Source organism: Pseudoalteromonas ostreae (genome assembly GCF_018069805.1).
Lineage (GTDB): Bacteria > Pseudomonadota > Gammaproteobacteria > Enterobacterales > Alteromonadaceae > Pseudoalteromonas > Pseudoalteromonas ostreae.
The window spans coordinates 87,738-100,209 of the sequence record NZ_JAGPYN010000016.1 but is presented as its reverse complement, the minus strand read 5'-3'; the positions used below and the strand labels follow the sequence as shown (position 1 = coordinate 100,209).

Genomic DNA, 12,472 nt, shown 5'->3' with positions numbered 1-12,472 from the left:
CTCGTTATTCTGTCTGAGTGCTTAATAATAACGAAAAATCGCGATCGCTTGATTTTGAAGTACTGACTTTAAATTGCTGCCAAAAGTCTTCTTGTACCAACTTAGTATTGAGTTCGCGCCATTGGGTATGATCAAAATCATCTACATCCTTTGGCGCTGCAAGTTCAAATTTACATACCGAACTTTTACACTGCGCACTAACCAACTCAGGGGTGATGCCAAGATCAGCAATCTGTAAAAAGTCTTTCATGGCAGTTTCGGTACGATAAGCCCACTCTTCATTGCGACTTTGCTCAGTAAACTTGTCTAGCAAAGCTTGTTCAAAATCGGACGGTGCTTGTAATTGTTGTTGGTAAGCTTTTACTAATTTTTGCTGTTGCAGTAACTCACGCTTGAGCTGTTGCACTTGTTGCTCAAGCGGTTGCTCTTCTGCCGTTTGCTGTTGTGACGCAATGGCCATTTTTTTGCTATCAATCGCTTGTGCAAAATTTGCTGCTTGATTCGCAACAGCTGTTTCAACGTCCATCTCCATTATATCGCGTTGCTGCTCAAGCTCGTGTATTGATAGTGTATGAACAGGTGTTGTCTTGCTTGAGGCAAAGTGAAAGTAACCCCAAGTTAAAACCACACCAACAGTAAACGCCAGCATACGAGAAAACAAACCATTATTACTCATTTATAATTCCATTTATGGCTAATTCTGATTTATAGCATTGCACTGGTGTGTGATTCATTTACAGCTTCAACTTCTAAAAAGTTTTGATTCATGCTTTGCGCTGGACAGGGACAGCTCGGTTTACCCACTATTTTGGCTGGCACGCCAACTACCGTAGTATGTGGTGGCACGGCGCTCAATACCACTGAGCCTGCGCCAATTCGGGCGCCCTCCCCAACTTCAATATTACCCAATACTTTTGCCCCAGCGCCAATCAATACCCCGGCACGAATTTTGGGATGACGATCACCTTTTTCATTACCAGTACCACCTAAGGTGACTGATTGCAAAATAGAGACGTTATCTTCAATAACAGCGGTTTCTCCAATGACTATACCAGTTGCATGGTCAAACATAATACCATGGCCGACTTTACAAGCAGGATGGATATCAACGCCAAATACTTCTGAGGTGCGGCTTTGAATAAAGCGAGCGAGTTCTTTACGGTTTTGTAACCATAAGCAATGGGCGAGTCGATGTGCTTGAATTGCATGGAAACCTTTTAAATTTAAGATCACTGTTAAATATGTATCGGCAGCGGGATCACGATCTTTAACGGCTTTTATATCATGGGCGACATGAGTCAACATACGATCACATTCCACAAACGCCTGATCAAATAACTCACGAATGGTAAATGCAGATACCACTGCGTCTGCCAACTTATTAGCAACAATAAAGCTCAATGCAGACCCCAAACACTCATGATTTAAAATGCATGAATACACATGACTTGCTAACAGAGGTTCACGGGTAACGACTTCATTTGCTTCGGTGCGAAGCTGTTGCCAAATTTCATGACGCATAGGACGACCTTAAATTAATACGAAAATAAGCTTTTATGCAGTTTAACGGATTTCAAGTCAGATGTGTTAACGCTGCGGTTATTTGTTCTAGTTATTAGGTATAACTAAATTACTAGTTCACTTTATTATAGACAAAATAAAACGCCCCAAATTTGGGGCATTTAAATTAAGCGTCTAAGTTATTTAAATGTTCGTTATTCAAACACCTTATCTACAGCAAGTACTTCGATATTTTTCGCAGGGATAGACAACTTGTAATCAGCGATTACTTTATCTTCAGCAACTAGTTCAGCTGATTTCTCTGCGTTATATACCATAGGGGATGTTTGCTCTGACGCTAAGCGCTTTTGCATATCTTTGCCATCGCCAGTGATAAACACATACTGGATATTATCTGTTTGTAAGTTCGCTTTAATTACACGATTAACATCAGCTAAAGTCAGCTTTTCAAGCTTGCTCGTTACATACTTCACGAAAGTATCGGTGTTATAAAACTCACTATCTAGCGCATACCCTAATTGACGGTTTTGACTGGCGACCATTTGTGGCACAAAGTTAATTAAGAAGTTACGCGTTGCGTTAAAATCTTTTTCAGTCATACCGTTTTTGATCAGTTTATCAAGTTCAAACAGCGCTGTACGCGTTGCAAAGTGCGCATCGTTGTTTGAACGCAGTGGTCGTAACCAGACTTGGAAGATTTGCTCTGAACGACCTAAGTTGGCATCAGGTTTAGTTTGAAACATACCCCGTGGGAAATACTCAATATACGCGTAATCACCGTAGTTCATACCACGTGTTTGACGAATACGTTCATAAAGGTATGCATTTGAACTGCGATGCTCACCAAAGTATGAACGTACTAACCACAGTGCTGTCCAATCTTCACTGCTACGAATGGTATCAATTGGGAAACCAAATGATACCGCAGTTGACTGTGCTGACTTTTCTACTATCGTTGCATGGTGACCTTTAAGCACTGGCGCATCAGGGATCAATAAACGACTTTGCTGACCTTTAGGCAAAGCACTTAAATCGCTAAACATGATGGTTTTAAGAGCCTCTGGCACTGCGCCGATTAAACCCACTGTAAGTTTAGCTTGAGTAAATTCTTTCGCATAAAACGCTTTCACGTCATCAAGGGTTAATGCTTCTAAATCAGATAAATCACCATAGTTATAGCTCTCATAAGGATGACCTTGATACAGCTTATGATAAAGCACTTCTTTACCTAGCTCTTCGTCATTTGAGGCTTTTAAGTCTGACTTTATGCCGTCGATGAGTTCTTTCTTCAGGCGTTTAAAGTCATCTTCTCTAAAGCCTGGGTTTAGTAACTGCTCACTAACCAGTGCATACCATGTTGCAGCGTTATCTTTATGTACCCGCCCTTGCAGCGAAATCATTTCTTTATCTATCTGATAACCAAAACTACCAGCCAGGGGATAAAGTGCCTGTTTAATGTCGTTGTAGCTCTTCGCCTGCGAACCACCTTGCGCAAGCATGGCCGCAGTAAGTGCCGCTACGCCTTTTTGACCTTTAGGATCAGCCGCAGCACCGGTATGGAATAACCAGTTAATATCAATCAATGGCGAACTATTGGTTTTATCTAGCACTTTAAAGTGACGCTGTTGCACTGTTTGCTTGCTAGTAACGAGCCTGTTTAAATCAACGTCTTGCTCAAAACCAGCCACTTTATCCAGTGCAGACATAGTCACAGTAGTACGACCACTGTCTACAAAATACTTATTAGCAATGTCTTTAATATCTTGCGCGGTGATGCTATCTGACGTTGCATATAACTGATTGACGACTTCTGGATCGCGCTCAAAATGCATATAACTGGCAAGGGTTGAAGCTATTGCTTGTGATGAATCTAAGCCGTTAATAAAGCTATATTTTAAATTTGACTTTAAATCGGCTAACTTTTGGCTATCAACCAACTCTGTGCGAGCTTTTGCGTAGGTGCTATTAATTGCATCACGAGCAACCGCTAAATCGGCCTCATTTTCAACTTTTACAAATACATGCAGTAAACCCGGATCTTTTGTATCTGGGTTGTAGGTAAACATTTGGCTGGCGATTTGTTTATCGACTACTAACTCTTGGTATAAATCTGAGTTGTTAGAAAAATAAAGCTGTGACAGTAAATCAAGCGCGGCTCTATCTTTTTGCTTTGGCTGCCAAGCTGTGCCTTTATACGAGACTAATAACCAATGCCCTGGCAAGCCTTCGTTTTGCTCATGTATATATTTCGCCGCTTGCTGTTTTGGTTCGGTTGGAATATCAGCAATATAATCGCCTTTTTGCCACTTACCCCAATACTTTTTAACCATTGCCATGGTTGCTTGCGGATCGACATCACCGACAATTACTAGCGATACATATTCAGGTTTATAGAACTTTTCAAAAAACTCTTTACCGTATGCCATTTGATCCGGCATGGCTTCAATATCTTCAAAAAAGCCCATGGTGGTATGCTTATAAGTGTGTTTTTCAAATGCTTCATTGCGTACTGCAGAAAGTAACTTTCGTACTGGGCTGGCATTATTCTTAAGGTACTCGCCTTTAACTGTTAATGCCTCAGTACGAAATTGTTCTTCTGAGTAAGTGAGGTTTTGAAAAATATCCGCTTCAATCTCAAGTACTTTATCAAGATGTTGCTTTGAAAAATTTAAGTGATAGTTAGTGTAATCATTGGTAGTGTAAGCATGGTTATCTACACCTGAATTTTTCAGGATGTCTGAATACACATCTTGCGGGAATTTTTCAGAACCTTTAAACATCATGTGTTCAAAAAAGTGCGCAAAACCAGTTTTGCCCGCTTCGACTTCGTTACGTGAGCCAACAGACACAGGAATTTGTAATGAAACCACATCTGGGTAATCAGTTTTCACCACCATAACGCGTAAACCGTTATCAAGCTCTTCTAATAAATAATCTTGTGAGAACACCCGATCATTACTGCTGGCAACTGTTGACTGTTCAATCTCAACCTCTTTGACCATGTTTGAGCCGCTGTTACTTGCACAGCCGCCCAGTGCAAGCGTTACCGCAAGGCTGGTTGCTAATAATTTAAATTTCATTGCTATCCCTTGTTAGTTGAATAAATTTCTTGTTTTTAGACATTCGATTATGCAACAAAGCAAGTCAATATAAGAGCCCTTGGCCAATGATTTATGTAAACAGTTGTGTATTTTCCGTACCTAAAACCAGATTAAACATGAGATAAATTCATACACATTGAGAAAGTTTCATTAAAAAAATCTATCTAGACGTCTAAATGGCTGCTATATTAGCTGACATAGAAAGTTAATTGGCTGGAATGAGGATTATGGCTTTATCACTACAACAGAAAATTGAAGACACCAATCAAGGTGTTTACTTAATTGGTACCACCCCGCCACGTATTAGTACTGATAAAGCGCAACTTGAAACTATCGCTCAAAAGCTCTTAGCTCGTTTGCATGAAATTGAATACGATGGTGTGATTATTTACGATATTCAAGATGAAAGTAGCCGTACAGATAAGCCGCGCCCTTTTCCTTTCAAGCAGACTGTTGACCCAAGAGAATACAGTCACCTTTTACGCAATTTATCGGCACAAGATGTGATCACTTATAAAAGTGTTGCTCAGCGCGGCGAAGCGGAGTTTAAACAGTGGTTAGACGAAACTAAAAACGATTATGACTTAAAGAACTTAGTGCTAGTTGGCAGCCCATCATCAGCCGGTGATATAAAGTTAAGTTTACCGAATGCCTATAAAGTATTAGAGCAACAATCTGATAGCTTCTTTTTAGGTGGTGTGACTATTGCTGAGCGCCACGCAAGTAAACGTAACGAACATGAACGTCTACTTGAAAAAACCAGACAAGGCTGTCAATTTTTCATCTCACAAGCAGTATACAACGCCCAAGCGACTATTGATTTGATCACCAGTTACGCACGTAGCTGCAAAGCACAGGGGATTAAACCAAACCGTATCATCTTAACGTTTACACCGTGTGGCAGTGAAAAAACACTTGAGTTTATGCAATGGTTAGGAATTTCCGTACCTGATGCAACTAAATGGCGGATGCTTGATTCGCAAAACTCACTGAGTGAATCTGTACGTATTTGCCGTGAAAACTTAGATTTAATACTAAGAAGTTGCGCGCATTTAGACGTGCCACTGGGGTTAAATATTGAAAGTTTAACCAACCGTAAAGAAGAAATTGATGCATCAATTAATCTTTACCGCTTATTAAAAGCGACAATGGAATTAAATCTTGCTGAAAAACAGATTGCTTAATAGAGTTAAACTTGAGCCTGCCCATTATTTTTAAGTGAACTAGTGTTCATGATTGTTGTTTTTTTAGGTAATTTTAAGTATTCTTGTATGCTAATTAGGTAATACTATTAAAAGGAATTTTAAATGCCATTAAATCCACAAGTGAAAGCAGAAGTAATTAAAAACATTATAAAATATGAGAAAAAAATTAATCACTTTTATCTAGACTCTCAGGGCTATGTAACCACAGGCGTAGGTCATATGATAAAAAACAAACAAGCTGCAACCCTGCTCCCAATGAATAAAGTAGTTAACAATCAACCGGGTCCTCCTGCAACTCCTCTAGAAAAGCAAAAAGAATTTGAAACAATAGCTAAACAAAAAAGAAATTATAAAGCTGAATGGTATAAGCAATTTACTACACTCATAATTAAAGATGTAGAAATTACACGCCAACTAGACAAACATATGGATTCTTTTTACAGAGAGCTTTCTACTCTATATAAAAAGTCTAATGGTTATTATGATGATTTTGATAAATTAGACAAAAATATACAAGTCGCATTATTTGATATGATTTTTAACTTAGGTGCAGTAAAAATTGTCACGAAGTTTACTGAGTTTGATAAAGCAATCAAAACTGGAGATTGGATTAAAGCAGCTAAAGAAAGCTATCGTCCTCAACTCAGCGCAGAAAGAAATAACTACGTAAGAGCAAAGCTATCTGCGGCTAACAGCATAAAGGTAACGACACCGTGAAAAACTTATCATTATTATTATCGATATTTATCTGTGTTAGCTGCTCAAAATTATCTGCTAATGAAATAAAACCTAAATTATTTACTAATTATTTTACAGGTTTAGAACCTGAAATTGTGATGGATTACCAGAGCATTAAATTAAATTATGATTTAACTTTACGTTCAGAGAAGAATGTACACTTTTCTACCTGTAAACAAGTAGAAGAAACCGCTTCTGATGATATAGCAGTGAGCGAATTTCATTTGTTACAGATGTTGAAAGCGAACTGTGCCGCATTAAAACAGTACTCCCAAGCTAAAAGTTCAAACGTCAGTTATTTACAGGAAATTCTTGATAAAAAGGATATTAGCAATCTTCCTGCTACAGCTTACCCTTATGTTAATAAACATGATAAAAGCCAAAGGCGAGGTAAAACACTAAGTGAATACCATAAAAAGTTTAATACATCATTGGACATTAGTGGAGCAATAAAGGTTGAGACAGAAACAGATCAGATGTTTTACTACGTTGTTGCCACAGGCGATTTCAATGCTGATAAAGTTCAAGACGCATTAGTTCGTATTGACTGGCAGGTAATTGATGCATTTGGTAAAGGGTTTAAGCTTATTATGGTTACGAAAAAATCCGCAGATAAACCATATGAAATAACTACACTAAATTGAAGTAAGAACCTTTAGCTGCGATTTTAATTTAAAAATTTATCTTTTTAGAGGGCACTCTAGCTTAGTAAAGTTATATCGCGCTTTATTATTAATACTATTGACTACTGAATTTAGCATATAAAACAATAAAGCTACGGCGCTCGTTTTAGCGCCGTGCTAGAGCTTTACTGACAGCTGATAACTAAAAACTGAAAGCTTCTATTTACGTCGTCTGCTTGGTGCTCTTTGCCCTGTAATACGTTTTTTATCACGGTCTTTTCGCGACTTATTAGAGTTTTTGCGATTATCTTTGGGCTTTTTATTTGGATCTGGTTCATAACCTGCTAACCACTGCGGCGTTAGCCGTGTATCAAGTAGCACTTCAATTTCTTCTAATAGCCATTGCTCATCAAGACTCACTAACGACATCGCCAAGCCTTGTTCGCCAGCTCGGCCTGTACGACCTATGCGGTGTACATAATCCTCAGCTATATAAGGTAACTCAAAATTAATTACATATTTTAGTGAAACAATATCTAAACCACGGGCAGCAACATCGGTAGCGACGAGCACCCGAGTTGTGCCGTCTTTAAAGTTTTGTAGCGCTCTATCACGGGCACCTTGTGATTTATCGCCGTGGATTGACTCAGTTTTAAGCCCATCTTTGCACATTTCTTTGGCGAGCTTGTCGGCCATTTGTTTAGTACGGGTAAAAATTAATACTTGCCGCCAGTTTTTCATGCCAATCATATGTGAGACGAGTTCACGTTTACGGTCTTCATCTACTGCATAAATAACTTGTTCGACTTCAACGGCGGCCGAATTGCGCTTATCAACTTCAATTAATTTAGGATCTTTGAGTAGTTTTTTACTCAGTTCAAACACACTGTCATCAAAAGTCGCTGAGAATAATAAGGTCTGCCGATCGCTTGGCACGTGGCGTAAGATACGCCTAATTTCATCGATAAAGCCCATATCTAACATACGGTCGGCTTCATCAAACACCAGTGAATCAACACTTGATAATTTAATACTGCCTTTGATGATGTGATCAAGTAACCGTCCTGGCGTTGCTACGACAACTTGCGCGTCTTTCATTGCTTTTACTTGAGGTCCAATACTTGCGCCACCATATGCCAATGCGCCTTTAATATCAGACCCTTGTGCGTATTTCTCAAAACTGGCAAACACTTGCTGAGCAAGCTCTCGGGTTGGCGTTAAAATTAATACCCGTGCAGTGCCCTGCTCATCTTTTTTGTTAGTGGTTAACAGTTTATGCAGTAATGGCAGCACAAATGCCGCTGTTTTACCTGTGCCCGTTTGCGCACTGCCCATCACATCGTGACCGGCTAAAATTAATGGAATTGTTTGTAGTTGAATAGCCGTAGGCGTTTGATATTCATTTAGCTCAAGCGCTTTAAGCAGTAAAGGGTCGAGGTGAAGATCATTAAAGGTTGCAGCAGACATAGCATAAACTTGAAATAACTAATAATGGCGCTATTGTACGCACAAAATGAGCAACAAAAAAGGCGCTTGCGCACCTTCCTTTTTAAACCGTGTAAGCTAGCAGTAAAGCAGCTTTTTGTTGGTGATTACACCACTAATAGAAAGTAAGTTTGATTCTCGCCTTCATCCTATATCGATGCTTGACCTTTAAGTACCGATAATTTCATTACACCGTTTAAGCGACACAACTTTTTGTACCTTTCCTCATGTAACTCCCCTTCATGATTAAGATTTTCACTTAAGTAGCGTCATTATATTTTAATATACAAAGCATATTGTAATGGTTACTTTTAATACACGCGGAATAATCATGGAAAAGACCTTTTTACTTTTACACCTAAATGCATAATTCATCCATGTACTTACTTCGAGCAACACTAAAACTTCGTCTCTATCTACTCTCACCCAGCGGGCACTCATAACAATGCCGCAGCTCGTGGCGCTCGATTTCCCTTTCTTAAGACATAAAAAAACCCTTGCTAAAAAGCAAGGGCTATTAAAAGTGGTACCAGCGGCCGGACTTGAACCGGCACGCCTTTCGGCAGGGGATTTTGAATCCCCCATGTATACCAATTTCATCACGCTGGCATCATTTTTCTTTAACCTTCTAACATGAGAAGATAAAGAAAAACCACTTTAGAGCTGGGACTTATCAAACCGTCTTCGTCTCTATGGCAAGCATTATACAAAGAATAAGGTGAGCAGCAAGCATTTTTTACAAAACCACGATCAACCGCTTAACAATTGAGCAACCATTAACATTCACGCATAAAAGCAGCTAGCGGTGTAGCTAGTATTTGTCTCGCTATTTGCTAAACTAGCGCGCATATTAACTTTGTAGGTTTGTTTATGTCTGCTGAATTTCCGCGTGCGAGCTTTTGGCGTCGCTTTGCTTCTTTAATTTACGATTCTTTAGTCGTTATTTCATTATCTATGTTGACTGCCATACTATACTTTGCGGTCATTCAAGGCGTAATCGCGTTCGATCTGATACCACAAACTGAAGATCCTGCCGCTTTTATACAAGACTCCCCGTTACTTTATGGTATTCGCAGTGTCTTATTTGTTGGTGTAAATATTGTATTTTTTGCTTATTTTTGGACTAAGAGCGGGCAAACCATTGGTATGCGTGCATGGCGTTTAAAAGTGCAAACGCGTAATGGCGATCTGATCAGTTGGTCACAAGCAATTATTCGCAGTATGACAGCATTGCTTGGTCTGGGGAATTTAGTAGTATTAGTTGATTTTAAGAACAAACGAGCATTGCAAGATTACCTCTCTAAAACCGAGGTTGTTGCGCTAACAAAAGAAGAAAATAAACGAATTTACCGCTCTTTAGATTAACAAGAAGGAGCTACGCTTCTAGCTCCTCGAATCAGTTTCGCCTATTGAGTAAGTAAATCGCAAAACCAGTGAAAAGTAAGCTTGGTAGAATAGCGCCAATAATCGCAGGGATCTGATATACCAAAACTACAGGCCCAAATATCTGATTGCTTAGATAAAAAGTAATCCCCGTGATGACACCCATTATAATTCGTGCGCCCATAGTTACCGTACGTAATGGTCCAAATATAAACGAGAGTGCCACTAATAGCATCACCGCAATCGATACTGGCTGCATAATTTTACGCCATAAAGCCAGCTCATAGGTGCTGGTATCTTGCTCATTTTGCTTTAAATAACCTAAATACGACCAAAGTCCTGTGAAAGAAAGCGCCTCTGGTTTTACCGATACCACACCCAATTTTTCAGCAGTTAACTGTGAATCATAAAACTCTTCTTTTACCTGCTGCGTAGTAATAATTTCCGTACCCAATATCACTTTATTTACATTACGCAATAGCCAACCATTTTCGCGTCCCACAGCTTCGCGTGCTCTGGTTATTTGAGTTAACTGCAATGACTTGTCAAATTGATACATATTTAAGTTGTGTAATACACCATTCTGATCAACATTTTCAATATTAATAAAGTTATTACCATCCTTAGCCCATACACCTTGCTGAGCAGTAAATACATCACCACCATGAATAGCTTGATTACGCATTTCTTTAGCTTTAAGCTGTGTCTCTGGCGCGCCCCACTCACCTAATGCCATCATACAAAGCGCCATAAACAAAGCGGTTTTCATCACCGATAGTATAATTTGTAATCGTGACATTCCCGCCACTTGCATAACCACTAACTCACTACTTGAAGCGAGTGCGCCCAGCCCCATTAGGCCCCCGATTAACGCAGCCATAGGAAAAAATATTACCAGATCGCCTGGCATACTGTACACGGTATAAAGCAATGCAGTAGTGATATCATAACTGCCTCGGCCTACAATTCTTAGCTGGTCAATAAATTTAATCAAAGTACTGATCCCCACCAATACCATCAAAGTAAAACCAGTGGTTTGCAAGATGCTGCGACCTAAGTACCAATCAAGCGTTTTCATCATGCGCCTTTTCTCCATTTAGTGAGCAGCGCTTTCACCCAACTACCTAAAGGTCGCCCTTTAATTATTAAAAAACCACCAATAAACAAAGCACTTAAATGAATCCACCATAAACCAATTGAAGGCGGTATTTTGCCATCTTCAACAGCAAATTTAGCTGCATTCAATAAAATGAAATAGCCTAAATACAAACTAATTGCAGGCACTAATTTAGCAAATTTACCCTGACGGGGATTAACCACACTTAAAGGTACAGCAAGTAGAGTAAGCAACGGAATTGATAAAGGCACAGCGATTCGCCATTGCCATTGAGCAACGGCCTCTGGCGTTGCCATTAACCGTAAATCAGATGTTGCAATTGCTTCTAATTGGCGCCGTTTATGCTCTATTTCTTTATCTTGAATTTGTACGCTGTAGCCATCAAATTCAGTGAGGTTTAATGCTTTTGTTAAACCATCGGTTTCGTATCTTTTGCCATCGTTCAGAATCAATTGCTGCTCTCCCGTAGCTGATTCAATAACCACACCACGCTCGGCATAAACTAAACGGGCTAAGTTATCTTTAGTGTCGCTCGGTAGCTGTGCCACAAACACTTTATGCAACTCTTTACCGCCATTTTCAATATTATGAATAAATACAACAGCTTTTTCATTGTCTGTTTGCTGAAAACGGCCAGCTCTCAATGTCGATAAACCCGCATCTGTTTTTGCTTCTTCTGCAAGCTGATATTCTTGTTCACTAGCCCAAGGCGCCAAGTAAAAAGTAAGAACAGTGGCAAAGATAGCCAATACAGTACTCGAAATTAATGTTACTCGAACAACATACCACTCACTCACACCACAGGCTTTCAATACCGTCATTTCACTGTCCGCATAAATACGGCTGTAGGCCAAAATAATGCCTAAAAAAATGCTTAATGGTAAAATGAGTGAAGCTAGTTGCGGCAACCTAAGCGCAATAACGGACAGTAACAGTTGAGCCGGTATGTCCCCCTCTGAAGCTTCACCTAACAGAACCACAAAATTTTGAGATAAAAAAATAGTCATCAAAGTTACAAATACAGCAGCCTGAGATTTTAAAACTTCAGTGGTCAAATAACGGAAAATTAGCAATGATCGCCCCTGTTAAACATAGTGTTTCACTTCAAGAGTAAGAAAATTTGAGTAAACTTAGGGTTTTATTATATGTCATCAACATTAAATATTATACCTAGCAACTCGATATATTGTCGCATTAGTGGTATTGATGGCTACAAAAGTATAAAGTTCAAATACACATAATGAGTCAACGTTTATAAGCTAGTATTAAGCTAGTGTCTGGATTTTTATTTTATTACCC

10 protein-coding genes and 1 tRNA gene are annotated in these 12,472 nt (G+C 39.3%); 4 read left to right on the top strand and 7 right to left on the bottom strand.

Translation table 11 applies throughout. The features are described from left to right. Positions 1-4: 4 nt before the first annotated feature. The 3 genes from J7338_RS14095 to J7338_RS14085 all read right to left on the bottom strand — a co-directional run bounded on the left by J7338_RS14095 (position 5) and on the right by J7338_RS14085 (position 4,601). The gene (locus J7338_RS14095; protein WP_210797644.1) at positions 5-676 is read right to left on the bottom strand and encodes a hypothetical protein; all 672 of its coding nucleotides are present in this window, start codon (positions 674-676) and stop codon (positions 5-7) included. 29 nt (positions 677-705) lie between these two features. Then, a complete protein-coding gene (gene cysE / locus J7338_RS14090; RefSeq protein ID WP_210797643.1) occupies positions 706-1,521 on the bottom strand; it encodes a serine O-acetyltransferase in 816 nt (271 codons plus the stop codon). Between the two features lie 194 nt (positions 1,522-1,715). Then, positions 1,716-4,601, bottom strand: coding sequence for a M16 family metallopeptidase (locus tag J7338_RS14085; protein WP_210797642.1), 2,886 nt, complete (start codon positions 4,599-4,601; stop codon positions 1,716-1,718). 248 nt (positions 4,602-4,849) lie between these two features. Here J7338_RS14085 and J7338_RS14080 point away from each other — a divergent pair, with 248 nt between their 5' ends. The 3 genes from J7338_RS14080 to J7338_RS14070 all read left to right on the top strand — a co-directional run bounded on the left by J7338_RS14080 (position 4,850) and on the right by J7338_RS14070 (position 7,209). Beyond that, positions 4,850-5,806, top strand: a complete 957-nt coding sequence (locus J7338_RS14080; protein WP_210797641.1) for a methylenetetrahydrofolate reductase — start codon at positions 4,850-4,852, stop codon at positions 5,804-5,806. A gap of 123 nt (positions 5,807-5,929) precedes the next feature. After that, positions 5,930-6,544, top strand: a complete 615-nt coding sequence (locus J7338_RS14075; RefSeq protein ID WP_084448042.1) for a hypothetical protein — start codon at positions 5,930-5,932, stop codon at positions 6,542-6,544. Beyond that, positions 6,541-7,209 (top strand): hypothetical protein, encoded by a 669-nt coding sequence (locus J7338_RS14070; RefSeq protein WP_210797640.1) that lies wholly within the window; start codon positions 6,541-6,543, stop codon positions 7,207-7,209. Before J7338_RS14075 ends, J7338_RS14070 begins: the two co-directional genes overlap by 4 nt. A 198-nt stretch (positions 7,210-7,407) precedes the next feature. Here J7338_RS14070 and J7338_RS14065 read toward each other — a convergent pair whose 3' ends face one another. Both J7338_RS14065 and J7338_RS14060 read right to left on the bottom strand, forming a co-directional pair. Further along, positions 7,408-8,655: a DEAD/DEAH box helicase gene (locus J7338_RS14065; RefSeq protein WP_210797639.1), complete on the bottom strand. Its 1,248-nt coding sequence runs from the start codon at positions 8,653-8,655 to the stop codon at positions 7,408-7,410. 542 nt (positions 8,656-9,197) lie between these two features. Continuing rightward, positions 9,198-9,282 (bottom strand) — tRNA-Leu (locus J7338_RS14060). Between the two features lie 261 nt (positions 9,283-9,543). On the opposite strand from J7338_RS14060, the gene J7338_RS14055 reads away from it, so the two are divergent. Continuing rightward, the gene (locus tag J7338_RS14055) at positions 9,544-10,038 is read left to right on the top strand and encodes an RDD family protein (protein WP_210797638.1); all 495 of its coding nucleotides are present in this window, start codon (positions 9,544-9,546) and stop codon (positions 10,036-10,038) included. Positions 10,039-10,069: 31 nt separating this feature from the next. On the opposite strand, the gene lptG is transcribed toward J7338_RS14055, so the two are convergent. Continuing rightward, positions 10,070-11,137 carry an LPS export ABC transporter permease LptG gene (lptG, locus tag J7338_RS14050; protein ID WP_210797637.1) on the bottom strand — a complete coding sequence of 356 codons (1,068 nt, stop codon included), beginning with the start codon at positions 11,135-11,137 and terminating at the stop codon, positions 10,070-10,072. Beyond that, positions 11,134-12,246, bottom strand: a complete 1,113-nt coding sequence (lptF, locus tag J7338_RS14045) for an LPS export ABC transporter permease LptF (RefSeq protein ID WP_210797636.1) — start codon at positions 12,244-12,246, stop codon at positions 11,134-11,136. The genes lptG and lptF overlap by 4 nt, the downstream gene beginning before the upstream one ends. Positions 12,247-12,472 lie beyond the last annotated feature (226 nt).

Bases quoted from the DNA above. Each gene is read 5' to 3' on its own strand.
- J7338_RS14085 (WP_210797642.1), bottom strand. From the start codon at position 4,601: ATGAAATTTAAATTATTAGCAACCAGCCTTGCGGTAACGCTTGCACTG.
- J7338_RS14095 (WP_210797644.1), bottom strand. From the start codon at position 676: ATGAGTAATAATGGTTTGTTTTCTCGTATGCTGGCGTTTACTGTTGGT.
- J7338_RS14080 (WP_210797641.1), top strand. From the start codon at position 4,850: ATGGCTTTATCACTACAACAGAAAATTGAAGACACCAATCAAGGTGTT.
- J7338_RS14065 (WP_210797639.1), bottom strand. From the start codon at position 8,655: ATGTCTGCTGCAACCTTTAATGATCTTCACCTCGACCCTTTACTGCTT.
- J7338_RS14075 (WP_084448042.1), top strand. From the start codon at position 5,930: ATGCCATTAAATCCACAAGTGAAAGCAGAAGTAATTAAAAACATTATA.
- cysE (WP_210797643.1), bottom strand. From the start codon at position 1,521: ATGCGTCATGAAATTTGGCAACAGCTTCGCACCGAAGCAAATGAAGTC.
- lptG (WP_210797637.1), bottom strand. From the start codon at position 11,137: ATGATGAAAACGCTTGATTGGTACTTAGGTCGCAGCATCTTGCAAACC.
- J7338_RS14055 (WP_210797638.1), top strand. From the start codon at position 9,544: ATGTCTGCTGAATTTCCGCGTGCGAGCTTTTGGCGTCGCTTTGCTTCT.